This window comes from Hymenobacter volaticus, from assembly GCF_022921055.1.
Lineage (GTDB): Bacteria > Bacteroidota > Bacteroidia > Cytophagales > Hymenobacteraceae > Hymenobacter > Hymenobacter volaticus.
On the sequence record NZ_CP095061.1, the window covers coordinates 4648252 to 4673218 of the forward strand.

The window sequence follows — 24967 nt, forward strand, 5'->3', positions numbered from 1 at the left end:
AGCGCAGCCGAAGCATCTCGCTAGGGTGATAAACCCATTAGCCGTTGCAACGATTCGAGCGAGATGCTTCGGCTGCGCTCAGCATGACTGTCTTTTTTAGCTTAGCACTGCCGTTCCGTTTGAAGCTTTTCCTGATGCTTTGTAGTCGAGTGCTGTCAGAATAGTATCAGTGCTCTGCTACAAGGACTACGGTAGCACTTCGTAGGTCTGCAACTCAGTGCGGAGTTGCTCGGGCGAATGGAAGTGCACGGTGTGCAGTCCCACAGCTTGTGCCGCTAAGATGTTCCGCTCGTTATCATCAATGAATACAGCTTGCTGGGGGTCGATGTGGTAGCGGGTCAGCAGCAGGTGATAGAAATCGGGGAAGGGCTTGCGCGACTTCTCCACACCCGACACGACAATGCCTTCAAACCAATGCAGAAACTCGAACTGCTCTAGCGCAATCGGGAAGGTTTCGGCCGACCAGTTGGTGAGGGCGTACAAGCGGTAGCGGCCACTGTCGCGCAGCTCAGTCAGTATGTCGACGGTGCCTTGGATAGCGCCACCCAGCATTTCCGACCAGCGGCCGTAGAAGTGCTCGATCATCTCGCGGTGCTCGGGATGCTTGGCTACCAGAAACGCGGTAGCATCGGCTATGCTGCGGCCGGCGTCTTGCTCCTCGTTCCAGTCGGGCGTTGTGACAGTTTCAAGGAAGGTGTTCATTTCCTGCTCGTCGGTGAACAACTTGCGGTACAGGTAGCGCGGGTTCCAGTCGATAAGCACGCCGCCAAGGTCGAAGACGATAGTCGTAATTTGGGGTGAATCAGCCATAAATGATACGAAGTTTACGGGCAATGATAAGTAAGATTTGTTTGCTTACGACAGCAAGAGCTTACGATAGTTGTTGCAGTGCAGCACGCTCATGGCTGTTCTCGTTACGGCTGTCATACAAAGCTTTTCCTTACTTTACTAGGCTACGGTGTCGGCTACATAATCTACTACCAAGTAAAAAGCTCGCCATTAACAAGGGCGAGCTTTTTATTTGATAACATCTACACAGTAAAAACCAACTAGTTACGCTGACAGCGCAGGAGCTTATTTGCGGCAGTACGGGAAATTAGGAACGGCGGCGCGCACCAAATTTTGAGTTAGGCGGTCGGGCTTTAGAGCAGCATTGCCGGTGCCCTCGAAATCGAGGCGCCACGCTAGCTGGTTGGCTCGGCAGTCGTATAGCATGAGGCTAGTAGTTTGGCTGGCCGGAACGCTAGACCGCTGATTGCCAATAAGCGGCTCGTTGAGCATGAGGCGCGCTGCTAGCCCTAGCACATTGGGCAAGGGCTGGTAGAGCATGGTCTGCCCTGATAGCACTGCATCGACGCCTAGCGCTTGCTCCACCTCTTTGAGGGTACGGTCGGGAAAATTCTCGTAGGTGATGCCTGCTTGCTGCAACAGGCGGTTGGTTTCGCGCACCTCCTGAAACTGCACGGTATAGCCGCGGGCTGGCTTTTGCGCCTGTAGCTGCGTATAGAGCATTTCTTGCAGTTGAAAGGCCATCTGGCGGCTTTCCTGTTGCTGCCGAGCAGTCCACTCCTGCTTCATACGCTGCTGCGTAGCCACAGTCGTATCGGTGCCGGCGTATTGAATATCACTCAGTCGGATACGCTCTTGCTCTACCTCAAATGGCAGAATGGCAACGGTGCGATGTGCAGACAAAGCAGCCTCGTTGAGGGTCTGGACGGTGGAGCGCCCAGGAACACAAGAGGCCAGCAGCCCAACAAGTAAAATCAGTAGAAAGCGTCTCATCCTCTCAAAGAGCATATGATGCCCTAATAGGTTGTATTAAGCCCGACTAGCAGTAAAAGTACAAAGCTGTTTGGGCAGGTTAAGTTGTCTTCCGAACCTTATTCCTAGCTTGCCGCCCCGCGAATACGCCAACTAGCCTTGATTTTGCCTGACGTCCCAATGAATTTTTGCTCGGGACCTAGCATGTGGGGCACTCCAATGTAGGCTAGTTGCTGTTGTTCATGATTGTCTACTAGTTTTCTTCTACCCGCATGAGTTGGTTAAGCGTATCGAATGTTTCATTGCAGGAAAAAGAAAGCTTCGCTTTACAGGAAGTCAGCTTCACGCAGCAACAGTTCCAAAAATTAGCCATTGCTGGAGAAACCGGGGCGGGCAAAAGCACGCTTCTGCAAATTGTTGCCGGTCTGATTCAGCCTACAGCCGGCGAAATACGGTTTGAGGGCGAGCGGGTGCGGGGACCCGTCGAGAAGCTGGTACCGGGGCATCCGGGTATAGCGTATTTGTCGCAGCATTTCGAGCTGCCGAAGTTTTTGCGGGTAGAGCAGGTTTTGCGCTACGCCAACACGTTTCGGATTGAGGACGCCAACATGTTCTACGAGGTGTGCCGCATCAGTCACTTAGCGGGCCGCCAAACCAACCAACTTTCGGGCGGCGAAAGGCAGCGCATAGCGCTGGCCCGGCTGCTCCTGACTTCACCTAAACTGCTACTCCTCGACGAGCCCTTTTCCAACCTGGACCGGATGCACAAGCACATCCTGAAATCGGTTATCGAAGACATCGGTACTAAACTCGGCATTACCTGCCTTCTGATTTCGCACGACCCCACCGATACCTTGTCGTGGGCCGATACGATTCTGGTGCTCAAGGGCGGCCAGCTCGTGCAGCAAGGCCCGCCCGAGCAGATTTATCGCCAACCCGTAGACGAGTATACGGCCTCTCTTTTCGGCGACTACAACCTAATAACGGGGCCACCAGTAACGGCCTTTACCAAACTGGCGGGCAGCAAGAGGAAGCCCAAGAGCAAGCAGCTACTCATCCGACCAGAAGCGTTTCAACTAAACGTTGCCACTGGTGGCCAAACGGGCACCGTGCGGGCAGTACGCTTCTACGGTAGCTACTCCGAACTAGACGTGGAACTGCTTGGTACGAGCGTAACCGTAAAGACCAGCGAAGCCGGCTTCGAAGCTGGCAGCGAGGTGCGCGTTTCGCTATCAAACGCCGGGGTGTGGTTTGTGTAGCTGAATTGGATGCCGCTGTAGGGCTATTGAGAGCAAGCTGAACCATTTTCCAGTAGTTCTACCTGCTATTCAAAGGTTTGTTTTGCTTGGAGTTTCGAGCCGGCCACTATATTAATAGGAGATTAAAAAGGTTTGCAAAGCCAACAAGATTATGGCAATTGTAGAACCTTCTGATTATCTACTGTTTAGGTTATGTGTGTTTTGAACATGCGCTATGTCCCATCCCATCTTACCCTACATGAAAAAGCAAACTGTCTTCTCGTTTTTACTGGCTTGCATTGTATCCTTAAGCGGTGCCCAACTTGCTACTGCCCAAACCGCCGCTTCGGCACCGGCCGCAACATCGGCTTCTGGTGCTTCCACCGGCAAAGACCTGGCTGCTAGCGCCGCCCTGTCGCCCAACCACACCACGCTCCTAAAAGCCTTGCAAGCTGCTGGCTTGGCCGAGAAAGCAAAAGGCGCGGGCCCATACACCGTATTTGCCCCCGACAACGCCGCTTTCGACAAAATACCCGCCGCAACAATGGCCACTCTGCTAAAGCCAGCCAGCAAAAAGCAGCTCGCTAATATCCTGAGCTACCACGTAGTATCCGGCAACGTAATGGCGGCCGATCTGAAAGACGGCCAGGTGATCAAAACTGTACAAGGCGAGTCGTTGACAGTGGGGGTGCAAGGTGGTGCCGTCACTATTAAAGACGCCAAAGGCGGTACTGCCACCGTCACCCAGCCCGATATCAAGACTACCAACGGTGTAGTACACTCCATCGACACCGTATTGATGCCCGCTAAGTAAGCTACAACTCACAACGGTTTCAAATAAAAAGGTCGCTCCAAGCTGGAGCGACCTTTTTGCGTTAGGTGCTGGAACCACCAATTCCAGCACCTGGCAACACCGTAACTTGTTGACCCATAAATCCCTATTTCATAAACAAATCGGAATAGCTTCTAGCGGAAGTTTACGCCCCTCTAGGCCAAGCAGAACCTGCTACTCTGCTTGACTGTCCGCTTGCGCCAGTTGATACGTGAGCACCACGACACCTGTGCTAGTGGTTTTGGTATCGAGCAGTTGCATATCGGCTTGGGCTCCGTCTTGAAAAAGCCGCTTGCCACTGCCTACCACCACCGGGTGCACCATAAGCCGATACTCGTCGATGAGGTTGTGTTGGAGCAGGTAGCGCACGAGTTCGGCGCTGCCGTAAAGCAGGATGTTTTCACCGGGCTGTTGCTTGAGCTGCGCTACTTCCTGCGCTACTTCCTGCGCTACGTTGCCTTGCAGGATGCTGGCGTTCCACTCCTCGGTCTTCAAGGTGCGGGAAGCCACGAATTTGGGTAGGCTGTTCATCCGGTCGGCAAAGCCTTCTTCGTCTTTCATACCCGGCCAGGCCGCAGCAAACCCCTCGTAGGTGACGCGGCCTAATAGCAGCGCGTCGCTAGCGAAGTTCAGGTCGCGCTGGAGCCTTGCTAAATCTTCGTCCCAGTAAGGAACAGTCCAGGTGGGGCTCTCCATCACGCCGTCGAGCGACAGGTAGATGGCTGCAATTACTTTTCTCATAGGGTGATGCTTGCAAGTATAGTTCGTTTGAAATCAGCCGGGTAGCAACGCGAGTTGCTTATTGCGCTGCCTCGTTCTTGTCGTAATTGAGCATCCAGTTTATCCCGAACCGGTCGGTGAACATGGCAAACTTGGCGCTCCAAAATGTGTCGCCTAGCGGCATCGTGACGGTGCCACCTTCGGCTAGCTTGGCGTAGTAGTTTTCTATCTCCTCGTCGCTGCTGCAATTCAAACTCAGCGCGACATTGTTGCCTTCGGTAACTGGCTGAGAACCGGCGTCAGAGCCAAACAACACCAAATTTTCGGTTTCCAATCGGGCGTGCAATACCCCATCTTGCGCATCGGCGGGCACATGTTCGGCGGCTGGTGTACCGGCAAAAGTTTGGACATCCAGCTGGCCACCCAAGCATTGCTGATAAAACTGCATGGCTTCGCGGCAAGTACTAGCGAAGATCAGGTAGGGGGTTAGTTGGGGCGTTTTCATGGAAAGAGAATGAGGTGATTAGGAGGAAAAAAGGCTTAAATACCAACTAATTTTCTTAGCTTGACCAGCTATTAAATCAGTTTCTACTCCAACAAAATTAGCAAAGCCTACCCCATCCGGCGGGGGCGAATGCGACTATCTGCGGGTAGATTACGACATTACATTCTCCTAGCTTTCGCCCACCATGAAGCGCATTTCTATTCTGGTTCCTAAGGGAGCTGTATTGGGCAGCATCGAAGGCCCACGCCTAGTGTTCACGGAAGTAAATGCCCTTCTTAAGCGCATGGGCAAGCTACCCTTGTTCGATGTTCAGTTAGTTGGGTTAGCGACCGAAACACCCGTCTGTGGCGGTATGTACACCATCAGCACGGCCACACTCACCGCCGATATCACCCAAACCGACTTGGTGATTATTCCGGCCCTCGACGGCGACCTGGGGCAAGCCTTAGAAGTAAACAAGGAGTTTATTCCTTGGATCATCCGTCAGTATAAGCAGGGTGCGGAAGTAGCCAGCTTGTGTTTAGGGGCGTTTCTGCTGGCGTCCACTGGCCTCATCAAAGGTCGGCAGTGCACCACCCACTGGGCCGCGGTGGCAGATTTCCGGCGCATGTTTCCGGATGTGGAACTGGTTGAAAACAAACTTATCACCGACGAGCACGGCATTTACTCTAGCGGCGGGGCCTTCTCCTACCTCAACCTGGTGCTGTACCTGATAGAGAAGTACGCGGGCCGGGAAATGGCCATACTGTGTTCCAAGGTGTTCCAGATTGATATTGAGCGGGTCAGCCAGTCGGCCTTTATCGTGTTTCAGGGCCAGAAAGAGCACGGCGACGAGCTAGTGAAAAAAGCGCAGGTGTATATAGAAGACAACTACCAAGAGAAGATAACCATCGACCAGCTAGCCGACATGTTGGCTTTGGGGCGGCGTAATCTGGAACGGCGCTTCAAGAAAGCCACTGCCAACTCGGTGGTCGAGTATATTCAGCGGGTGAAGATTGAGGCCGCCAAAAACAGTCTGGAATCATCGCGCGAGAACATAAACGAGGTGATGTACAACGTGGGCTATACCGACCCCAAAGCGTTCCGCGTAACATTCAAGCGCATTACGGGCCTCTCGCCCATGCAATACCGCAGCAAGTACAGCCGCGAGAAAGTAGAGGCCTAAATCAGTATTGGCTTGACTGCCGGCCAACTAGCTTACGAGTTGCTGCTAGCTGTTAAAACAAGAAGGCCGCCCCGGTGAGGGGCGGCCTTCTTAGCAAGTAGTGGCAGGCGCTAATGGCTTACATCGAGCCGCTCGTGGAAGTAGCGGACTTCGTTTTCGATTTCTTTACGCGGGCTTTCTTCGCGGCTTTGGTTTCCGTAGAAGTAGAACCGCTAGTTGTGCTGGCTTCTTTGTCGCTGGCGGGTTGGGTGTTGCTGGCAGGTAGCGTGCCCGTTGAGCCTGGGGGCTGCGCTGGCGGCGACGACTGTGGGCTGGTTGTACCATTGACAGTAGGCGTGGTACTTGGTGTGGTAACTTGAGCAGAAGCAGCCGTAACACTCAGCGCCAATGCCGCAGCAAAAGCAAATACAGTTTTCATAGCAGGTTGATTAGCAAGAAGAATACAAGCGCCACCAATTGGCGCCTAGCTAGCATACGTGCCTTAGTAAATCGGTGTTTTGCTCTACGCTTCTAAAGCCTTGCAAGAATTGCTGAGCACGCGCTTTACTGACCTGTTTCATTGTTCGTGCATGCTAGCAGAGGTCATCATTTTTACGCTTAGATCGGCTTTTGGGGCAGGAAATCCATAATTATCTGTTTTAAATTAGCATACGTAGAAAGCTTATCAGTACCCGTGCCTGCTCGTAATATTGCTGGTGGCAAAGCTAATTTTCGGCGTTAACCCGCAAAGCCCTTGACATTATGCATATGTGACAGGTAGTGGGTCCTCGTACAACCTCAGCAACAACCACATGGCATCAACAAAAAAACCCATTCGTTCTCAACCAAAGCGAGACATTGTGGTCATTGGTGCCTCGTCGGGCGGTATAGCGGCGCTGCTAGAGTTTGTAAAGAGCCTGCCGGAGGATTTTCCCGCTCCTATTTTTGTGGTGCAACACATGGCGCCTTACATCCATAGCGTGTTGCCGCAGCTTTTGAGCCATGTGTCGCCGTTGCAGGTAAAGCATCCGCACGATGGCGAAGACATTCAGCCGGGCATCATCTACGTCGCCCCTCCCGACCATCACCTGCTCATCGAAAACAACAAGGCCTTGGTAAAGCGTGGGCCGAAGGAAAATAGATTCCGCCCTTCCGTAGATGCATTGTTTCGTTCGGCTGCTTACAGCTATGGTCCCCGGGTTATTGGGGTAGTCCTCACGGGGTATCTCGACGATGGCACCTCGGGTTTGTGGTGCATTCAGCGCTTAGGAGGCATAACGGTGGTACAAGACCCGCAGGATGCCGTTTCGCCTGCCATGCCCACCAACGCTCTTGAGTTTGTGGAAGCCGATCATATCGTACCGCTGGCCGACCTGGCCGCTTTGCTGGTGAAGCTCACTGCTCAGCCGGCTCCCGCCCAGCCCCGGGTTGCGAAAGAGGATTTAAACCGCATTGAAATCGAACTCACCATTGCCAAGCACGATGACGCCTTCGAAATGGGCATCATCAAAAAAGGAGAACTTACGCCCTTCACTTGCCCCGATTGCCACGGGGCCCTTACCAAGCTCATTGAAGGCAAGCTGATCCGCTTTCGCTGCCACACCGGGCACGCCTATACCATTAGCGCACTGCTCTCGGAAGTAAATGAGTCGGTGGAGAGCATGCTTTACCAGTCGATGCGGGGTCTGGAGGAAAGCAAGATGCTGTTGCAAAGCTTAGGCGAGTACTTTGCTAAGGACGGCCAGCAACATGTAGCCAACATATTTCTTACGAAAGCCGAGCAAACGGGCCGCCAGGCCCGCATTGTGCACGATTCTATTTTCGAACACACTATTTTCAGCGGCGACACAGTGCCCCACAACCGAAAGCAGAAGTAGCCTTAGCAACCCCAGTAGGTTAGGCTTGAGCACGCCACACCAGGTTCTGAATAAGGCCAGGATTGCATGATAATGTAGCGAGAAGTAGGCTTTCGCCCCATATTTTGTGTATTTGCTCTACCGATGTATCGTATACCCTACTAGCCAAAGTAGCTTATACCTACGCCAGATGGTCGTATTCCTGTAGTGTCTTTATGCCTAAGATTTCCTCTGCTCTTTTAGTTGACGACGACCCAACCACCAATTTTTTGAATGAGTTGACGCTGCGCAAAATGGCAGTTGCCGACAAAGTAACGATAGCTCGGAACGGGAAAGAGGCCCTAGAAGTGCTCCTGGAATACTGTGAGAACCCAGACTTAAGCTGTCCGAGGCTTGTCTTTCTGGATATCAAAATGCCCGTCATGGACGGGTTTGAATTTCTGGAAGTGTACGCCAAGTTGCCATGGGCACAACAACGAGCTATCGTTATTGTGATACTTACTACCTCGCTTCACGCCCGCGACACCGAACGAGCCAAACGGCTTCACGTGGCGGATTTTATTAGCAAGCCCCTTACCCCGGACAAGGTCTCAGCCATCCTGGAGAAGCACTTTTCGCAAGCCCACTAGCCCCGCCTACCGACCGGAGCTATGGCGTTGCAACTGCTTGGCTGCCGTGCGTATGCCACCTGTTGACAATGACAACGCTTCCAAAAACTAGGCTTGCCACCAGATCTACACTCCAATAAAGGAAGGCCACAAACGCCCCCTAAGCTTGTGTGTGAAGCTATGACCCGGTAGAACCATTCATAAGGACTTTTTTGGCGTAGAATGGTAATCTAGTAAACGCCCGGTGGCTTCTTGCTCATTTTAGTTCAGCTCTTCTAATAAATATAGCTCATACCCATTGGCCAATTCGGCAAAAGGGTCTTGCTGTTGCGGGTCAAGAAAATAAACAGCCACGTTCAAGTCGTGCGCGCTGGCCAGCAGCACCTGAAAGCGGCGAAGGTAGAACACGAACTTTCCCTGCTCGCGCAAACCTTTGGTTGTCAGACTTATTAGTTTCTGCCAACCTTCTAAGGGCAACGCTGTAGAGCTGAAAGTATCCAAGTAAAAGGCATCACTATTGCGGAACAAAGTGGCAAACAAGGCCACAAATTTGTCTTCTTCGCGGAGGTAAAAACGGTACTCCTGAAGGGAGTTGAGGACAGCAAAACTGATTGCGTCAGTAGTAGCTTCTTCCATGCTTAGCCAATGGTCATGGATAGAAAGTACTCGTTTCTGAATGCCATCTTCAGACGTAAGACGGCCCTGTTCCGCAAGTTTCTGCAAGAGTGTCTCTACAGTTGTTTCTAACATAGATTGTGACATAGCTGGCTAAATCAGATCCGTGTCCTTAGGGCGTGGCCACCTGTTGATGCGAGCTTTTACGCATAAGCTTTCAGGCCGAGTTCTTGGTGCTTGCTGCTGCTTTTCTGAACTCAGAAGTTTCTAGTAGCAACAGTGGTTGAAAGACCAGTGCAAAAAGCTTCAGCAAGAGTTGTAACAAGCCCTATTAAAAGTACCGCATTTCGATTCAAAAAAGCGGACCTGCAACGTCCTACTAAACTTATGCTATAAGAGCGGGACAAGAACCGGCTTGTATATATTTTCTCGCATATTTTTTTGATATAATTATAAATTATAGCAGTATAATTAAAGTCACAAATATGCCCTATGTTTCTTATTCTTTCTTCTTTTATCCTTCTAAACTTACAACCCGGCTAAACGGAAAACCTCTAGTACATATAGAAATTATTATATGCTCAGCAGGTTTTCTTAGTTATCCGAGCTTTCCTTTCCCGTTCACTCCACCACTACCACTCAATCATGAAGTCAAACAACTCCTCGTTTACACGTAAGTCTTGGCTAGCGGCTAGCCTCGTATCGGCTCTCGCTTTAGGAAGCTGCGAAACCAATCTGGAAGCTCCAGATTCCGGCAGTGTAGCGCAAAGTGATGCAGCTAATGCCTATGGCGAATCAGGCAAGGATTACGTTGCCAACGAAGTGCTAGTTAAGTTCAAGCCGGGCCAGTCGGAGACAGCGAAAAACAATGCGCTGGCCCGCATTAGCGGCCGGGTTTCCGAGAAGATTTTCACCAAAGCCATGGAGAAACATGGCGACAAAGAAGGCCTGTTGGTGGTACACACGCCTTTGGCAGCCATCGAGGCCCTATCCAAAGTCAAAGACGGCGCGGAAGTGGAATTCGCTGAGCCCAACTACATCTACACGCACGCCGCCGCTTCCACCGACCCCTACTTCACCAATGGCTCGTTGTGGGGCCTCGATGCCAAAAATACCTTTGGCAGCCAAGCTTCTACGGCTTGGGCCGCTGGCCATACCGGCTCGGCTGGCGTATTCGTTGGCATCATCGACGAGGGCGTGCAGTTCGACCACCCCGATCTGGCCGACCAAATCTGGACCAACCCCTTCGACCCGATTGATGGCGTCGACAACGACGGCAACGGCTACGTCGACGACGTCCACGGCTGGGACTTCGACGGCAACAACAACAGCGTGTACGATGGTACCACCCGCGGTTCCTCCGACGACCACGGCACGCACGTGGCTGGCACCATCGGCGCCAAAGCCAACAACAACGCAGGCGTAGTCGGCATGAACTGGAACGTTACTATCATTTCAACCAAGTTCTTGGGCAAACGCGGTGGCACCACCGCCAATGCCGTGAAAGCAGTTGATTACCTAAACGATTTGAAATCGCGCCACAATCTGAACATCGTGGCCAGCAACAACTCTTGGGGTGGCGGTGGCTTCTCCCAAGCCCTTTCCGACGCCGTTGACCGCGCCAACGCCCGCAACATTCTGTTCATTGCCGCTGCCGGCAACGGCGGTAGCGACGGGGTAGGCGACGACAACGATGCCGTAGCCAGCTTTCCTTCCAATCTGCCCCAGTCGAACGTAATTGCGGTAGCGGCCATCACCTCCACGGGTGCCAAGTCTAGCTTCTCCAACTACGGGGCTACCACTGTTGATATCGGCGCTCCGGGTTCCGGCATTTGGTCGAGCACGGCGTACAACATCTACGAGTCGTACAACGGCACGTCGATGGCTACGCCACACGTAACGGGTGCGGCGGCTCTGTACGCAGCTTCTCACCCTGGCTCTACGGCGGCAGCTATTAAGGCGGCCATCCTGAACAGCGCTACTCCTACGCCTTCGTTGGCCGGCAAGTGCACAACCGGCGGCCGCTTGAACGTAAGTAGCTTCTAAACACAAACGAAAACGCTTAGCTTCCAGCTACTCCTTGGCAAAAAGAGTCCCGACTTAGCAGTCGGGACTCTTTTTGGTTTCAGGCCCATGACTCCGCTATTTCATGTATATTCACAAATCAATATACTTAGTCGAGACCGAAACGCCGGGGATGTATGAAAAAGCTACTATTGGGCGTGTGGGGTTTGTGGCTGGCGAGCGTCGCGGCTTACAGTCAGCAACAACCCGTTGATTTGGTGTTGCTGAATGGCCGGCTCTTCACCTCGGATGCCGCTCGGCCCACGGCGCAGGCGCTTGCCATTCGAGGGGAGCGGATTGTGGCTGTGGGCACCTCAGCGGAGATAGCCAAACTAGCCGGAGCCACCACCCGCCGCATCGATTTGCAGGGGCATACCGTAACGCCAGGCTTCAACGACGCGCACAATCACTTCAGCCCCAGCCCGCGCGGCGAATTTCTTACCTTCAAAAGCAGGGAGCCCACGTGGGAAGAAGCTTCCCAAGCCATAGCCTTGGCCGTACAAAAAGCGCCCGTTGGCACCTGGATCTTTGGCGAAGTGGGCGTGGCCGTTGTCACAAACGAGCAAGTAAACCGCGCCGCACTCGACCAGTTGGCTCCGCGCCACCCGGTTTTGCTGCGGGCGTATTACGGGCACGGCTATATTGCCAATTCGCTGGCGCTGAAGCAACTCAACATTCAGGAGCAGACGCCGGATCCACTCGGCGGCTATTTCGAACACACTACTTCCGGCACTCGCCAGCTCAACGGCCGCTTTTGGGAGTACGCGCAGTGGCAACCCAGCCGCACCCTTACGGCGCAAGCCCCAGATTCGGTGGTTTTGGCGGAGCTACGAAGCTTTTCGGCGGAGGCCGTTCGGTTGGGCATCACGTCGATGCAGTTGTTTTCGTTTATGCCCTTCGAGCGGTTCCGGCGGCTACTGATACAAGCCAAGCTACCGATACGGGTACGGGCCATTCCCTTCTCCCCAACCACCGCACAACAGCGCGACTTAACCGAGGTGCGCCAGCTCCCGCCGCTCAGCAAGCAAACCGGCAAGGTGACAGTCAGTGGCATCAAGTGGGTGCTCGATGGCACGCCTTACGAACGAGGCGCCGCCCTGCGCCAACCTTATCAAGACCGCCCCGGCTGGACCGGCAAGCTGAACTTCAGCGAAGCCGAAGTGGCGCGCATGGTGCAAGAATCCGTGGACTTCCACCAGCAACTCTTGATCCACTGCGCCGGCGACCGAAGCGCCGAAGTAGTACTTAAGGCGCTGGAAAGCAATGGCCCGGCCACCAGCTGGCCCGCCCGGCGCGTCCGCATCGAGCACGGCGACGGCCTCCTGCTGCCTGACTTGCTGGCGCGGGCCCGTGCGCTCGGCGTGGTAGTAGTTCAGAATCCAAGCCATTTCGGGGAGCCCGAGTTGTTTCGGCAGCGGTGGGGCACGACGATGCAGCCGCTCCGCTCGTTGGTAACGGCGGGTATTCCGGTGGCCATCGGCTCCGATGGGCCCCTGAGCCCGTTCCTGAATATTATGCTAGCCAGCCTCACTCCTTCTCAACCGCAGGAGGCCCTTACGCGCGAGCAAGCAGTGCAGGCCTACACCTACGGCTCCGCCTTCGCCGAATTTGCGGAAGCCGACAAAGGAAAACTTGCCGTGGGTCAACTTGCCGACGTGGCAGTGCTCTCGCAGGATATTTTTGCGGTACCGCCGCCCGAGCTTCCCAAAACCAGCAGCATCCTCACTCTAGTAGGCGGGCAAGTGGTGTACGATGCCAAGGTGCTGAAGTAGCAACGGTAGCATCTCCCATACCGTCACCGTTGCCACTCTACCACCTCGAAACAGCTAGTGTTGCGTACCCCTAGCGGCCTGCTCTATCCGCTGAACTTCGGCCATCGTCATAGGTTTGTAAGGAATGCCCAAGCGGAGCGCGTTTGCTTCTACCGTGGAATCGAAGCCGGCTTTTTTGCGCCGCTCATTTACGTGGGTTGCATCCTCGATGGGCCAGATAAATGATACCTGCTCCATCTTGCCAGTGGCGGCATTGGGTACGTTGTAGCTGCGGCCTTGAGTGCCATAGAGTTGCATCTTGCCCTGCTGCATCAGGTGACGGTCGAGCATACGGGCGTAGGTGGCAAAGGACACCTCACCCTGGTCGGCCATGCGCTTGATGAGCGGCAGATACTGCGGAATGCGCGAAGAATGCTGAATTACGAGTAAGGCCACTTCGTTGGTGGGGGTGCCAACCAGCGTACGACCGGGGTAGCCGTACTGCTTGATGATCTGCACAATACGCTTAATGTTCACCGAATCAACCGCCATCATGCGTTGGCCAAGGTAGTCGCCTACCTTCTCAACCGGAACGCCTGCTACTCGGGCTATTGAATCGAGGCGGGGGCGCATGGCCGGGCCGCCCATAATCAGCAGCCGATATTGCTGGTCTACCACTTCTATACTATCCAGTTCGCGCTTCAGTCGCAGGTTCAGTTTAGATTGAGCGCTGGCCGACATCCTCAGGAGTAGCAGGACTAGAAGCAAGGGGTAGCAGCGGACAGCAAGCATGGTATTGTAGAAGAAAGAGTGATAGTAACAGCAACTTAGCCAGCCGCCTTTCTTGAACTATGAGACGCTTGCAGCAGCTAGAGTTGCTTGCCTAGGCACTTCTTTGTTACGGTGTCAGGCCGCCACCTGCACAGTGACAGCAGTTTTAGCACCAGTGCGCCACCGAAGCGGCCACAGCAGCAAGGCTATTCCCACGGCTATCAGTGCGCCGCCTACCAGCGCAAGGCGAGCTTCCATCGGAAGTCGTTCGAAAGGCCACCGCAGTAATGCTAAGGCTTTGTAGACGGCTGTGCTTTCGTAATAATGAGTCCAGGAACTGACGATGGTTCCTACAAAAACCAACAACGGAATCAGCCAGCTTTCCCGCCGACTCCATACCACCACCGCCGATACCGAGCAGGCAACGAGTATCGCCAGCAACCAAGTATAGTAAGGGCCGCTTTGAGCCCACACGATAACATCGGAAACCTCGAAGGGCTGTAGGCTTGCTGGCGGATGTTTCAGGGCCTCCATACCACCCCGCTGGTATGTTTCGACAACACTTGCGAACCGGATCAGGTGAAGCTGCCGCGCCCCTAGAATCAGAAACGGAGTTGCTAACAAATGGACAGCGACTATGCGCCAATAAATAGGTTTCAAGCGGCTTGCCATTGTTTCGATACGTAGAGTTTCCCCACAGCACGGTCGTTGAGTGGACATGCCGCGCACCAAGCGGAAAAGGAGTCTGCGTTTGGTTGTTCAGCAGATACACGCAGACTTGTCCGGCCTCCCAACGACGACCGTGCTGTGGCATACCAAGATACTAGTTGGTACAGAACCACCCGTTGGCGCATACGCTGCTAGCTATTTATCTGGCTACCACGTACTACTAACTCAACCATTGCTAACGCCCTACTGATAATAGCTCGCCGGGTGATGGTACGGTCCAACCCTTACGCTACGCCTACTATGCACCTGCACCACACCCGACACGGCTCCGGCAAACCACTCTTACTTGTTCATGGCATCGGCGGAAGTGGCCGCTCCTGGAGTACCATCCTCGACGAGCTGGCAACTCACCGCGAAGTAATAGCCCTCGATTTGCCCGGCCACGGCCAAACGCCCCGCTCCCCGGTTCCAATTCCTTCTACGCTCTGGTCGATGCCGTTGCCGATTGGCTGCGTGCTCACAACCTAGTAGGCATCGACTGCGTGGGCTCCTCAATGGGGGCCCGGCTGGTGCTGGAACTAGCCCGGCGCGGCGTGGTGGGGGCCGTAATATCGCTCGACCCTGGCGGATTTTGGCAGGGCTGGCAGATACCGGTTTTCTACTACTCGGTGGCTGGTTCGGTGCGCTTGCTGCGGGCAGTGGAACCCGTGCTGCCAGCTCTCATAGCTAGTACCGTCGGGCGGACGTTGTTGCTGGCGCAGTTTTCGGCGCGGCCGTGGCGCGTGCCTGCCTCGGTGGCGCTGACGGAGCTACGCAGCTTTGTGCACACGCCTATCTTCGATGAGTTGCTACGGGACCTAGCCTACGGCAAAAAGCAGGAAGGTGCCCCGCACGGCAGCATCCGGCATCCCTTGGTGATTGGGTGGGGCCGACAAGACCGGGTGTGTTTCCCGAGCGAAGCACGCCGCGCCGTAGCTGCCTTCCCCGATGCTGCCCTCTACTGGTTCGACCACTGCGGCCACTTTCCGCATTGGGACCAGCCCGCCGAAACCGTGCAGCTGATTCTGTCGGTAACCGGCCAGCAAACCCCTGCTCCGGCAGCTAGCGTGCCTGCCCACCAAGTAGTCGAGTAACCTCAACTTCTTGCAACAGCTACGCACAGCACCTCCGGTCGTATGATTGGGGGCGCTGTGTTGGTTTGAATCCTGCATTAACACCAGCTGAGCAGGCAGACAAAAGCAATTGTTCTATTCCTAGTTGAAATATAACGGTAGCATAACTACCGAGCCTGGAACAATGGCGTTATTTGCTAACTGGTTTTGTGTGTTCCTTTCTTCATTCCCTCTGCTATGAAAAACCGCTTCCCACTTGCAACGCTCCTTCTCGCATGTACCGCCGTTCCGCTACTCACGGGTTGCGCCGACGATGACTCGGACACGCCCACAACCCCTATAAGCGTGTCTTCGCTCCGCTTTATCGGCGAGAAGATTGTGCCGTTCAAACAAGATTACAATGGCACCACGCTCGGCGGCTTCTCAGGCATTGATTACCGCCCCGACAACAACTCGTACTACATCATGTGCGATGATGCGTCGGCGTTTCAGCCGGTGCGCTACTACACGGCCAACCTAGATTTCAATCAGACCACCTTCTCGGGCGTCACGTTTACGGGCGTCACCACCCTCAAGCGGCCCGATGGCAGCAACTTCCCCAGCGCCGCCACCGACCCCTACAATACTGTGGACCCGGAAGGCATCCGCTACGACGCCACCAAGAAACAAATCATTTGGTCGAGTGAGGGAGTGCGCAACGTGGCTATAACCCCACCCGCGCTGATCAATCCGTTTCTGCGTACGGCCACCCCGGATGGTGCGTACCTAGCCGAATTCGCGCTGCCGCCCCTGTTCCGTGTGCAAGCCACCGACAACGGCACTCGCTCCAACGGGTCGTTCGAGGGGCTGTCCATCTCGCCCGATGGCCGCTACCTGTTTACGGCGCAAGAAGAACCACTCTACGAAGATGGCCCCCGCGCCAGTGCGGGCGTGGCCGGCGCGGTTATCCGCATCGTCAAGTACGACAAAGACACGCGGCAGCCGATTGCGCAGTTTGCCTACAAGCTGGATGCCGTGCACGCAGCCCCCGTACCCGCCAACCAGTTTCAGCTGAACGGGGTAGTGGAAGTGCTGGCCTTGTCGGGAAGCAAGCTGCTGGCCATGGAGCGGTCCTTTGCCGTCGGCGCCACCCCCGACTACGTGGTAAAGATCTATGAAATCGACTTGGCGCGCGCCTCCGACGTCTCGTCGTTGACTTCGCTGACCAACGCCAGCTATGCCCCGTCACGAAGCGCTTGGTACTGGACGTAGCCACTACGGGCATTCAACGAGTTGACAACTTGGAGGGCATGACCTTCGGACCCAAGTTGCCGAACGGCCACAATTCCCTGGTTCTGGTAGCGGATGATAACTTCGGTGCCACCCAGATTTCGCAGTTCCTGGCCTTTGAAGTGATGCCCTAGCCTGCTTAGTTCGATTAGGTTATTACCACAGAAGCGGAAGCTCGGATACAACCGGGCTTCCGCTTCTGTGTTCGGTGCCATACATCAGCAGTTTCTTAGCACTACAGCCATAGTAGGCGCTGCTGGTTTGCCATAACCTATTGCACCAGCCCGCCGAAACCGTGCAGCTGATTCTGTCGGTAACCGGCCGGGAAACCGCCGCCTCGGCCGCTAGCTCCCCCGCCCACCAAACCGCTGAGTAGCCGCCGCTTCTAGCAGTAGCTAAATACAAAGCCCCTAGCCGTATGGTCAGGGGCTTTTTGGTATTGTAACCTCTACGAATTATGGCAAGTAGTGTAAAGAACAGGTGGATAAACAAAAGATCTGTCAGCAATTCACTTTATGGATTTAACAATTATGAAAATTCAATATAAATTAAACTAAGCTTTATAATCCATAGTCAAATAGAACACTATCGAAATGAATTTCATTATAAATATTCATTCATTGATTTAAGTAAAACTAGTTTCAAATTATTCTTTGCAATATTTGCTTCCTGCAAAGCATTCGTCGAAAAAACAATATTTTCACCATTGAGAGTAATATCCTGTGATTCATTTTTTGCTGATGTTCGAGTACACTTAGATTTAAATCGCCTAAACATCTTAACAAAATCATCTTCAAGCAAATCAACTATATTATTATTAGCTATATTTCTTTCAACTTCTTTCAAAAACTTATAATCTGTAAATAAATCCTTAATACTCAAATTTAAATCAGCTAAAACAGGTTCACTTTGTAACGTTCTATAAATAATATCAGTATCATCCATTAATTTCTTTATAAGATTTATTATTAAATCTTTTTCGGATTTATCTCTTTCTGATCTTTTATTAAATATTTCAATAACAAATAATCCAGCAGCCAAACTACATATACTTATTACGCAATTTATAATATCTATAATACTTACCTCTTTTTCAATTGATAATACATTATAATTACCAACAGAAGATATTGCAATTATTGCAATCAACAATACAACAGACAAAATCAACAAGGCGATAAGCCAAGTGAAAGTACTTGCTGCTTTATTAAAGTTATTTTTATTCATTTTGATCTTCAAAGTATATCACGTCGTTAATATACTCCTCAATATCGTCTTTTAAATACTCCTCCTCATCGCAAATTATTTTAATAGTATTAAGGACCTTATGTCCTCCGTATTTGCGAGCTAATCCCCGAAAACTTCTTCTAAAAAAGATGTTGCAAACCCGTGAGTTCCATCCAAATTAACAGTTAAAACTTGTCCAGTAGAGGTAGCTCTTTCAAATGCAGGCTCTAAGACTGTGGACCTGAACCATTGCCCTGAGTAGTCTCCCTCATCTTCGTAACGTGGCCCAGGGGTACGAGTGTAATCCCGTACTCTTATCACTTGTGTATTATCATTGTTCATCGTCGCCTTCTATGAAATTGATAGGCAAATTGAAACAATCTGCGTCTAATTCCCATGAAAAAAATGTACCAGAAAAATCTTCGTTAACATATTCATATAAGTTATTATCGATATCAGCCCTAACATTATTAGTTATCCCAAAAAGCTTTTTGATATGATTCCTATCTAATGTTTGCTTCAATGTTGGCAATCCCTTTCCTCGATAATACAAGTTGGTAGATGTGCGTCTCATGTCATTCTTGTTTTTTGACTTCTGACGCTTTTCCTCTTTATGAAGCGACCCCTCTAGTAGTAGTCTTAAGTATTCCGGCTCAAATGCACTATAAATAAACCCAAACATAAACACATCCCTACCATATACTGTCCCCACCTTTGTTAAAACTAATTCTTGCAAAATTTTTCGCCAATTGTAAAATTTCTCACCCTGCTTTTTATTATCCAGATTTCTTATAATACCCAAACCAAAATCTACAAAAGAAAACTTTACTACCTTATTCTCATTGTCTTCAATAATGGATAACCACCAATTTTGCTGCCCCCTAACCTTTTTATTCGCATGATTATGCGTATTATGCATTAATTCGATCAGAACCTTATAAAGACCTGGACACCTTTTTGGCTCACCCCATACATACTTACTAGCCTCTACAACTATTCTTTCAGCAATACTAAAGTCAACTTTTCTATGAGAAAGCGTCTCTGTATTTTTATTCAACCTTATTCTATAATAGTTAGCTTCTATATATTTATCATCTAACTTTTTATACAAACCCGTCTCTATCAATATATTGTTAATATCTTTATTTTTTGGTCGAGTAATTTTTAATATAACCTTACCGGCAATATGCTGAACGAGCGCGGCAACTATTACTACTACAGAATCTTTATCTATGAATTCGACCGAAGAAAAATCAATATGGGTTGATTTTTTATACTGATATGTGTATCTTATTTTATTAATAAATTTAATAAAATCATCCGTGCTTCTTTTAAGTGATATATCAATTGGAGCTGCAATTTTTGTAAAAGGATTTCTATTTAGCTTGTTCTCTAATCTTATTTGTTCACGGGTTTTTCCATTAGCCTTTCTATTTTTATTTTTTTTCCATTTTTTATGACGAGCTTTTTGCCTATGGCTTTTCAAAGCTCTTATAGAATTGAATATTTTATAATTTGGTTGCGTGTAAATCAGTTTCATATGTAATGAAAATTACTTTTATATATAGTTATACCTTGGCATAAAGGTGCCTAGTAAGATAGATTCAACACAAATTAATGAAACTATTCTTTAAAGCTTTTTCACTCATACCCCCACCTTCTCTTCACTGCCTAGCTCGCTGAGGATGCGCTTGGCGACTTGCACGCTTTTCACCTCCTCGATGCTGACGATGAGCTGTTCTTTGCGCTCCTTCATGCTGGCCGTGCGGGTGTGGGTTTGCACGTAGCTGAGGATGTTGCCGAAGGTGTCGCTCTGGAAGTAGGGCTCGTTGTTGGTGGCCGAGATGTAGCCTTTGAGCAGGTTTTTCTTCAGCGTCAGCTTCTCGAAGCCCACCTGGCAGGCCTGCCAGCGCAGGCGCACGATGTCGGCCAGTTGCTCTACTTCCGCCGGCAGCGGCCCAAACCGGTCCACGATGCCGGCCACCAGCTTGCGCAGTTCCTCGGGGCCCTTCACCCTATCGAGCTTGCTATACAGCTGCAAGCGCTCCGACACGTTGCTCACGTAGGAGTCGGGAATCAGGATTTGCAGGTCCGTCTCGATGTTGCACTCCTTGGGGCCGCTGGCTTTCACGGCCGCTTGCAGGCGCTCGGTCGGGTCGCCGAGGAACAGGTCGCGGAACTCGGTTTCCTTGAGCTCCGTCACTGCCTCGTCCAGAATCTGGTGGTAGGTTTCAAAGCCCAAGTCGTTGATGAAGCCCGACTGCTCGCCGCCCAGCAGGTTGCCGGCCCCCCGGATGTCCAGGTCGCGCATAGCCACCTTGAACCCGTCGCCGAGGTCGGAAAACTCTTCGAGCGTGCTTAGGCGCTTGCGGGCATCGGAAGGCAAACCGGCCACCGGCGGCGTGAGCAGGTAGCAATAGGCTTTCTTGTTGGAGCGGCCGACGCGCCCACGCATCTGGTGCAGGTCGGAGAGGCCGTGCATGTGGGCGCGGTTGATGATGATGGTGTTGGCGTTGGGAATGTCCAGGCCCGACTCAATCAGGTTGGTGCTCACCAGCACGTCGTAGTCGCCGTCCACGAACTTCATCATGCGCTTTTCCAGCAGGTCGCCTTCCATCTGCCCGTGAATGGTGGTCACGCGGGCATCGGGCACCAGGCGCAGCACCATGTTGGCCAGCTCATCGATGTCCTTCACGCGGTTGTGCACGAAAAACACCTGCCCACCACGCTTGATTTCGCGGGCCACCGCGTCGCGCACCAGCAGCTCATCAAACACGTGCAGTTCGGTTTGCACCGGCTGGCGGTTCGGTGGCGGCGTGGCAATCACGCTCAGGTCGCGAGCGCCCATCAGCGAGAAGTGCAGCGTGCGCGGTATCGGCGTCGCCGACAGCGTGAGCGTGTCCACGTTCACCTTCAGCTCCTTGAGTTTGTCCTTGGTTTTCACCCCGAACTTCTGCTCTTCGTCAATGATGAGCAAGCCCAGGTCCTTGAACTTGATGTCTTTATTGGTGAGGCGATGCGTGCCAATCAGAATGTCGGTTTTGCCCTCGGCCACCCGGCCCAGCGTCTCCTTGATCTGCTTGGTGCTCTTGAAGCGGTTCACGTACTCCACCGTCACGGGCAGGGCTGCCAGCCGCTCCCGGAACGTTTTGTAGTGCTGCATGGCCAGAATGGTGGTAGGCACCAGCACGGCCACCTGCTTGCCATCGGCCACCGACTTAAACGCCGCCCGAATAGCTACTTCCGTCTTGCCGAAGCCCACGTCGCCGCACACCAGCCGGTCCATGGGGTGGGGCACCTCCATGTCGCGCTTCACGTCTTCGGTGGCCTTGGCCTGGTCGGGCGTGTCTTCGTAGATGAAGCTCGATTCTAGCTCGGCCTGCATAAACGAGTCCATGGCGAAGGCGTGGCCGGGCGCGGTTTTGCGCTTGGCGTACAACCGAATCAGCTCGGCCGCAATGTCCTTCACCTTCTTCTTAACCGACTTCTTCTTGTTTTCCCACTCCGGCGAGCCCAGCTTGCTCATGTTCGGCGGCGTGCCCTCGGCGCCTGAGTACTTGGCAATCTTGTGCAGGGCGTGGATGCTCACCGTCAGCACGTCGTCGTCGCGGTACACCAACCGGATGGCTTCCTGCACCCGGTCGTTGATTTCCACCTGCGTCAGGCCCGCAAAGCGCGCAATGCCATAGTCTTGGTGCACCACATAGTCGCCGGGGCTCAACGTGCGCAGTTCCTTCAGGGTAAGCGCTTTCTTCTTCGAGAACTTGCGCCCTTCCTGCGCTCGGTAGAACCGCTCGAACAGTTGGTGGTCGGTGTACACTACCAGTTTCAGCGTCTCGTCTACGTAGCCTTCGCGCAGCCCCAGCAGCAAGTGCTGAAACTGCACGTTGTTGTCGAGCTCGTCGAAGATGGTTCGCAACCGGTCCGCCTGCCGCACCGATTCGGCCGCAATGATATTGGTGTAGCCTTTCTCCTGGTTTTCGTGCAGGTTTTTCACCAGCCGGTTGAAGTCCTTGTTGAAGCTCGGCTGCGGCTTGGCCGTAAACTGAAACTCCTCGGCCCCCGCCTTGTAGTGGAACCGTTTGCCGAACTCTACCACCGCAAAGCCTTCCAGCAGCTTCTTAAACGACTTCCCCGTCTCAAACAAATCCTCGGGCTTGCTCACGATTTGGGTGCCGCCCGCCGTCAGTAGCAGTTCTTGGAAACCCGCCTCCGCTTTGTCGAACGATTCTTCTACCACGTCCAGGGTCTGGCGCATGTCCTTGGCCCACACCGTAGTGTTCTTCGGAATAAAGTCCAGGAACGCCTCCCGGGTTTCTTGCAGCAACTTGGTTTGCACGTTCGGGATAATGCTCACCTGCTCCCGCTTCTCCACCGACAGCTGGCTTTCCGGGTCAAACGTCCGGATGGTTTCCACTTCGTCGCCGAACAGCTCTATCCGGTACGGCAGCTCATTGGCATACGAGAAGATGTCCACGATACCGCCGCGCACCGCAAATTGCCCCGCCTCGTACACAAAATCGGTCCGCTCGAAGTCGTACTCCGCCAGCATCTCACTGATGAAGTTCACGTCCAGCTTGTCGCCGTTCTTCACAATAAACGTGTTGGCCACCAAGCTTTTCTTGTTGATTACCTTCTCGAACAGCGCCTCCGGATACGTGATGATGATAGCACCAGCTGTGTCTTTCACGCTGGCCCGCGCCCCCTTCTTGCCCTTGGGCTTGGCATCGGTTTCCGCAGCGGCCGTGTCGGCAGCATCTTCCGCGTCTTCAGTGGCTTGCTCGGCGGCGGTTTTAGGTCCGCGGTGCGAGTTCAGCTTGTTCAACACCTCGGCCCGCATCAGCACGTTGGCGTTTTCGGTCTCGTCGAAAGCGTAGGGCCGCTTGTAGGAGCTCGGAAACAACAGCGGTTCCTCGTTGGGCAACAAGTGCTGCAAGTCGGCCAAGAAATACGCGGCTTCCTCCCGGTCATGCAAGATGAACAGGTGGTGCTGATCAGGAAATGCTGTGTGCATAGCCGCAGCCAGCACCGCATCCTGGCTCCCAACAAGGCCGCGCAAGTGCAGCCGTGGGTGCGCCACGTTCTCGGCTGGCGCAGCCCCGCGGAGCGAGTTGCGTGTGGCCGGGTTCAGGCGGGCCCCCACGGTCATGACGGTAGGGTCGAGAGAGTATAGCTGGAGAAAATCAGAAACCTTCAAAGCGGCGGATAGTCTAGAAGAGGAAGCAAAGGTAGAAGCCCGGCCGGACGAATATCCGGTCGGGCGACGCTATAAGACGGTGCGCCAAGGCACACGCTATCCAATACCACAGCCCGCCCCTGAAAGTTTCCGCAACATTTTCGCTTTGTGTGTTGTACCTTCCTACTTCACGCGCTAACCCGGCTCTGCTACCCTCTTCATGACAGAACCAACTCACGAGCCCGCCGGCCAAGACTGGGACCAGCTCCTCGACCAGTTACGCCAACTCCGCCAGCAAGTCAAAGAGCACGGCCCCCTCGCCCCCGAAGAGCAGGAAGAAGCCACCAATGCCTTCAAACACGGCTTATCTCTTCTCGAAAACCAAGTGGAAGATATTCGCAGTAACGGCTTGAAAGGCAGCTCCGGCGAGTGGTAAGGTCTCTGGAATACACTCCATCAACCTGAACGTGCTGCATGATGCGCAGTCTGCGCTGACTGATATGAGTTGCGACGATGATTTTGTTTTCGCCAGCAGACGACGATTTCTTCGCCAAGGAAATATCAAGTTTCGAATGCTTTGTCTGTTGCTAAGCGGCTTTCCTATAGCAGCATAGCAATACGCGCGCCACGGTGTTACTGCTAGCATGATCTTTTTTATTATAGAATAATAGAGATGTAAAATTTTACTGTTTAGCTTAATCGGTTAGATTTGGGCTTCTGTAGATGAAATTTGCTTTTATATCGAAAACTCACTCTATATAGCACTTAAAATAGCTATTATTGTACTCTCGCTAGCAGCATCATTCTAGTTGTTTTATTATCTAGTACTCTATAACTATTAAGTTCATTTGCGCGGATCATCTCATCTAGCTATCGGTCTTATCACTGGGGTTGCCATTGGCGGTTTAGTAACAGGAGTTAAGTTTTCTCCGGCTGGTATAGCCTTAGCTGGCTTCTCTGCCCTTGCCCCCGACCTCGACCATCCGGAATCCCGCCTCAGCAAACGCCTTGGCTTCGCGCAAAACTATGTGCGCTGGGCGTTTGTGTTGGTAGCAGCTGGTCTCGCACTCTACACGCATTTCATGGAGCCCCCAGGCCCCGACAGGCGCATGGGCTTCACGGCGGCGCTGGCTTTTGGGCTACTTGGGGCAGCCATGCAAGGTGGCTCGGCCCGTAAGCTGGCTTTACTGTTTACCGGACTTTGCACCGTAATGGCCGGGCTCTACACGGGCTATGTCTGGCTAAGCATGCTTGGTTTGTTTGTAGCCGTGGCGCCGTTCACCTCGCACCGCTCCTGGACCCACACCATCTGGGCGGCTGGCCTCTGGACCTACATCGGCCACCTAGCCAATCAGAGCCTTGGCTGGCACGGCGTAGCTCTCTTTGCAGGTGGTGGTTACGTCTCTCACCTGCTTGCCGATACCCTCACCAAAGCGGGCGTCAAATGGTTTATGCCCCTCATCGATACTTCATTGAAAATTCCGCTCATTCGTACTGGCTCTACTAGCGGCAATTTGTTGGAAGTGGGTATCTGTAGCGGCTACGGCTTGCTGGTTTTAGGACTTGTAATAGGTAAAATGAGCTTTTAACTTTAAAAAGATTCTTCACTGAACCCTGCCGCTGCCAGACAGTGTTCTCCAATTACCGAT

Annotated in this window: 23 protein-coding genes and 1 pseudogene; 12 read left to right on the top strand and 12 right to left on the bottom strand. The window is 52.8% G+C overall.

From position 1 onward, the window contains the following. Nucleotides 1-186: 186 nt before the first annotated feature. Together MUN86_RS20315 and MUN86_RS20320 are read right to left on the bottom strand one after the other, a co-directional pair. Complete coding sequence (locus MUN86_RS20315) at nucleotides 187-810, bottom strand: HAD family hydrolase (RefSeq protein ID WP_245119820.1); 624 nt, start codon at nucleotides 808-810, stop codon at nucleotides 187-189. 264 nt (nucleotides 811-1074) lie between these two features. Next, nucleotides 1075-1782, bottom strand: coding sequence for a hypothetical protein (locus MUN86_RS20320; protein WP_245119821.1), 708 nt, complete (start codon nucleotides 1780-1782; stop codon nucleotides 1075-1077). 251 nt (nucleotides 1783-2033) lie between these two features. Between MUN86_RS20320 and MUN86_RS20325 the strand changes: the two genes are divergently transcribed. Next, on the top strand, nucleotides 2034-3020 hold the full coding sequence (locus tag MUN86_RS20325; RefSeq protein WP_245119822.1) for an ABC transporter ATP-binding protein: 987 nt from the start codon (nucleotides 2034-2036) through the stop codon (nucleotides 3018-3020). Between the two features lie 238 nt (nucleotides 3021-3258). Continuing rightward, nucleotides 3259-3813, top strand: a complete 555-nt coding sequence (locus tag MUN86_RS20330) for a fasciclin domain-containing protein (protein ID WP_245119823.1) — start codon at nucleotides 3259-3261, stop codon at nucleotides 3811-3813. A 192-nt stretch (nucleotides 3814-4005) separates the two neighbouring features. Here the strand turns inward: MUN86_RS20330 and MUN86_RS20335 are convergent, their stop codons facing one another. Both MUN86_RS20335 and MUN86_RS20340 read right to left on the bottom strand, forming a co-directional pair. Continuing rightward, nucleotides 4006-4572 carry a dihydrofolate reductase family protein gene (locus MUN86_RS20335; protein WP_245119824.1) on the bottom strand — a complete coding sequence of 189 codons (567 nt, stop codon included), beginning with the start codon at nucleotides 4570-4572 and terminating at the stop codon, nucleotides 4006-4008. A gap of 58 nt (nucleotides 4573-4630) precedes the next feature. Continuing rightward, nucleotides 4631-5056 (bottom strand): VOC family protein, encoded by a 426-nt coding sequence (locus MUN86_RS20340; protein ID WP_245119825.1) that lies wholly within the window; start codon nucleotides 5054-5056, stop codon nucleotides 4631-4633. A 184-nt stretch (nucleotides 5057-5240) separates the two neighbouring features. Here MUN86_RS20340 and MUN86_RS20345 point away from each other — a divergent pair, with 184 nt between their 5' ends. Continuing rightward, entirely contained in the window at nucleotides 5241-6221 is a 981-nt protein-coding gene (locus MUN86_RS20345; protein WP_245119826.1) for a GlxA family transcriptional regulator, read from the top strand. A 118-nt stretch (nucleotides 6222-6339) separates the two neighbouring features. Here the strand turns inward: MUN86_RS20345 and MUN86_RS20350 are convergent, their stop codons facing one another. After that, nucleotides 6340-6639: a hypothetical protein gene (locus MUN86_RS20350; protein WP_245119827.1), complete on the bottom strand. Its 300-nt coding sequence runs from the start codon at nucleotides 6637-6639 to the stop codon at nucleotides 6340-6342. Between the two features lie 373 nt (nucleotides 6640-7012). Here MUN86_RS20350 and MUN86_RS20355 point away from each other — a divergent pair, with 373 nt between their 5' ends. Both MUN86_RS20355 and MUN86_RS20360 read left to right on the top strand, forming a co-directional pair. Further along, a complete protein-coding gene (locus tag MUN86_RS20355; RefSeq protein WP_245119828.1) occupies nucleotides 7013-8077 on the top strand; it encodes a chemotaxis protein CheB in 1065 nt (354 codons plus the stop codon). A gap of 194 nt (nucleotides 8078-8271) precedes the next feature. Beyond that, nucleotides 8272-8685, top strand: coding sequence for a response regulator (locus tag MUN86_RS20360; protein ID WP_245119829.1), 414 nt, complete (start codon nucleotides 8272-8274; stop codon nucleotides 8683-8685). A gap of 240 nt (nucleotides 8686-8925) precedes the next feature. Here MUN86_RS20360 and MUN86_RS20365 read toward each other — a convergent pair whose 3' ends face one another. Further along, complete coding sequence (locus MUN86_RS20365; protein ID WP_245119830.1) at nucleotides 8926-9387, bottom strand: hypothetical protein; 462 nt, start codon at nucleotides 9385-9387, stop codon at nucleotides 8926-8928. A gap of 537 nt (nucleotides 9388-9924) precedes the next feature. Between MUN86_RS20365 and MUN86_RS20370 the strand changes: the two genes are divergently transcribed. Together MUN86_RS20370 and MUN86_RS20375 are read left to right on the top strand one after the other, a co-directional pair. Beyond that, nucleotides 9925-11325 (top strand): S8 family peptidase, encoded by a 1401-nt coding sequence (locus tag MUN86_RS20370; RefSeq protein WP_245119831.1) that lies wholly within the window; start codon nucleotides 9925-9927, stop codon nucleotides 11323-11325. Between the two features lie 155 nt (nucleotides 11326-11480). After that, on the top strand, nucleotides 11481-13115 hold the full coding sequence (locus MUN86_RS20375; protein WP_245119832.1) for an amidohydrolase: 1635 nt from the start codon (nucleotides 11481-11483) through the stop codon (nucleotides 13113-13115). Nucleotides 13116-13169: 54 nt separating this feature from the next. On the opposite strand, the gene MUN86_RS20380 is transcribed toward MUN86_RS20375, so the two are convergent. Further along, nucleotides 13170-13835, bottom strand: coding sequence for a DUF6624 domain-containing protein (locus tag MUN86_RS20380; protein ID WP_245119833.1), 666 nt, complete (start codon nucleotides 13833-13835; stop codon nucleotides 13170-13172). Nucleotides 13836-14000: 165 nt separating this feature from the next. Continuing rightward, complete coding sequence (locus MUN86_RS20385; protein WP_245119834.1) at nucleotides 14001-14399, bottom strand: hypothetical protein; 399 nt, start codon at nucleotides 14397-14399, stop codon at nucleotides 14001-14003. Nucleotides 14400-14801: 402 nt separating this feature from the next. Between MUN86_RS20385 and MUN86_RS31305 the strand changes: the two genes are divergently transcribed. The 3 genes and pseudogenes from MUN86_RS31305 (at nucleotide 14802) to MUN86_RS20395 (ending at nucleotide 17049) form a co-directional block, all read left to right on the top strand. Beyond that, nucleotides 14802-15062, top strand: a complete 261-nt coding sequence (locus MUN86_RS31305; RefSeq protein WP_280640548.1) for an alpha/beta fold hydrolase — start codon at nucleotides 14802-14804, stop codon at nucleotides 15060-15062. Further along, nucleotides 15044-15667 carry an alpha/beta fold hydrolase gene (locus tag MUN86_RS20390; protein ID WP_280640651.1) on the top strand — a complete coding sequence of 208 codons (624 nt, stop codon included), beginning with the start codon at nucleotides 15044-15046 and terminating at the stop codon, nucleotides 15665-15667. The genes MUN86_RS31305 and MUN86_RS20390 overlap by 19 nt, the downstream gene beginning before the upstream one ends. 444 nt (nucleotides 15668-16111) lie before the next feature. Then, a pseudogene (locus tag MUN86_RS20395) lies at nucleotides 16112-17049 on the top strand (esterase-like activity of phytase family protein). A 469-nt stretch (nucleotides 17050-17518) separates the two neighbouring features. Here the strand turns inward: MUN86_RS20395 and MUN86_RS20400 are convergent. From MUN86_RS20400 to mfd, 4 genes are all read right to left on the bottom strand, one after another. Further along, on the bottom strand, nucleotides 17519-18142 hold the full coding sequence (locus MUN86_RS20400; RefSeq protein WP_245119835.1) for a hypothetical protein: 624 nt from the start codon (nucleotides 18140-18142) through the stop codon (nucleotides 17519-17521). A gap of 120 nt (nucleotides 18143-18262) precedes the next feature. Then, nucleotides 18263-18484, bottom strand: a complete 222-nt coding sequence (locus MUN86_RS32460) for an STAS-like domain-containing protein (RefSeq protein WP_375379446.1) — start codon at nucleotides 18482-18484, stop codon at nucleotides 18263-18265. Continuing rightward, nucleotides 18474-19682 carry a hypothetical protein gene (locus MUN86_RS20405; protein WP_245119836.1) on the bottom strand — a complete coding sequence of 403 codons (1209 nt, stop codon included), beginning with the start codon at nucleotides 19680-19682 and terminating at the stop codon, nucleotides 18474-18476. The genes MUN86_RS32460 and MUN86_RS20405 overlap by 11 nt, the downstream gene beginning before the upstream one ends. A gap of 105 nt (nucleotides 19683-19787) precedes the next feature. Next, nucleotides 19788-23339 carry a transcription-repair coupling factor gene (gene mfd, locus MUN86_RS20410; protein ID WP_245119837.1) on the bottom strand — a complete coding sequence of 1184 codons (3552 nt, stop codon included), beginning with the start codon at nucleotides 23337-23339 and terminating at the stop codon, nucleotides 19788-19790. A gap of 199 nt (nucleotides 23340-23538) precedes the next feature. Here mfd and MUN86_RS20415 point away from each other — a divergent pair, with 199 nt between their 5' ends. Next, nucleotides 23539-23754, top strand: coding sequence for a hypothetical protein (locus MUN86_RS20415; RefSeq protein WP_245119838.1), 216 nt, complete (start codon nucleotides 23539-23541; stop codon nucleotides 23752-23754). A 412-nt stretch (nucleotides 23755-24166) separates the two neighbouring features. After that, nucleotides 24167-24907, top strand: coding sequence for a metal-dependent hydrolase (locus tag MUN86_RS20420; protein WP_245119839.1), 741 nt, complete (start codon nucleotides 24167-24169; stop codon nucleotides 24905-24907). Nucleotides 24908-24967: the final 60 nt, after the last annotated feature.

Excerpts from the sequence above, each read along its gene's own strand:
- MUN86_RS20360 (WP_245119829.1), top strand. The coding sequence starts at position 8,272 with ATGCCTAAGATTTCCTCTGCTCTTTTAGTTGACGACGACCCAACCACC.
- MUN86_RS20345 (WP_245119826.1), top strand. The coding sequence starts at position 5,241 with ATGAAGCGCATTTCTATTCTGGTTCCTAAGGGAGCTGTATTGGGCAGC.
- MUN86_RS20405 (WP_245119836.1), bottom strand. The coding sequence starts at position 19,682 with ATGAAACTGATTTACACGCAACCAAATTATAAAATATTCAATTCTATA.
- MUN86_RS20350 (WP_245119827.1), bottom strand. The coding sequence starts at position 6,639 with ATGAAAACTGTATTTGCTTTTGCTGCGGCATTGGCGCTGAGTGTTACG.
- MUN86_RS20400 (WP_245119835.1), bottom strand. The coding sequence starts at position 18,142 with ATGAATAAAAATAACTTTAATAAAGCAGCAAGTACTTTCACTTGGCTT.
- MUN86_RS20355 (WP_245119828.1), top strand. The coding sequence starts at position 7,013 with ATGGCATCAACAAAAAAACCCATTCGTTCTCAACCAAAGCGAGACATT.
- MUN86_RS20385 (WP_245119834.1), bottom strand. The coding sequence starts at position 14,399 with ATGGAGGCCCTGAAACATCCGCCAGCAAGCCTACAGCCCTTCGAGGTT.
- MUN86_RS20315 (WP_245119820.1), bottom strand. The coding sequence starts at position 810 with ATGGCTGATTCACCCCAAATTACGACTATCGTCTTCGACCTTGGCGGC.
- MUN86_RS20375 (WP_245119832.1), top strand. The coding sequence starts at position 11,481 with ATGAAAAAGCTACTATTGGGCGTGTGGGGTTTGTGGCTGGCGAGCGTC.
- MUN86_RS32460 (WP_375379446.1), bottom strand. The coding sequence starts at position 18,484 with ATGAACAATGATAATACACAAGTGATAAGAGTACGGGATTACACTCGT.
- MUN86_RS20380 (WP_245119833.1), bottom strand. The coding sequence starts at position 13,835 with ATGTCGGCCAGCGCTCAATCTAAACTGAACCTGCGACTGAAGCGCGAA.
- MUN86_RS20415 (WP_245119838.1), top strand. The coding sequence starts at position 23,539 with ATGACAGAACCAACTCACGAGCCCGCCGGCCAAGACTGGGACCAGCTC.
- MUN86_RS20370 (WP_245119831.1), top strand. The coding sequence starts at position 9,925 with ATGAAGTCAAACAACTCCTCGTTTACACGTAAGTCTTGGCTAGCGGCT.
- MUN86_RS20340 (WP_245119825.1), bottom strand. The coding sequence starts at position 5,056 with ATGAAAACGCCCCAACTAACCCCCTACCTGATCTTCGCTAGTACTTGC.
- MUN86_RS20325 (WP_245119822.1), top strand. The coding sequence starts at position 2,034 with ATGAGTTGGTTAAGCGTATCGAATGTTTCATTGCAGGAAAAAGAAAGC.
- MUN86_RS20330 (WP_245119823.1), top strand. The coding sequence starts at position 3,259 with ATGAAAAAGCAAACTGTCTTCTCGTTTTTACTGGCTTGCATTGTATCC.
- MUN86_RS31305 (WP_280640548.1), top strand. The coding sequence starts at position 14,802 with ATGGTACGGTCCAACCCTTACGCTACGCCTACTATGCACCTGCACCAC.
- MUN86_RS20335 (WP_245119824.1), bottom strand. The coding sequence starts at position 4,572 with ATGAGAAAAGTAATTGCAGCCATCTACCTGTCGCTCGACGGCGTGATG.
- MUN86_RS20320 (WP_245119821.1), bottom strand. The coding sequence starts at position 1,782 with ATGAGACGCTTTCTACTGATTTTACTTGTTGGGCTGCTGGCCTCTTGT.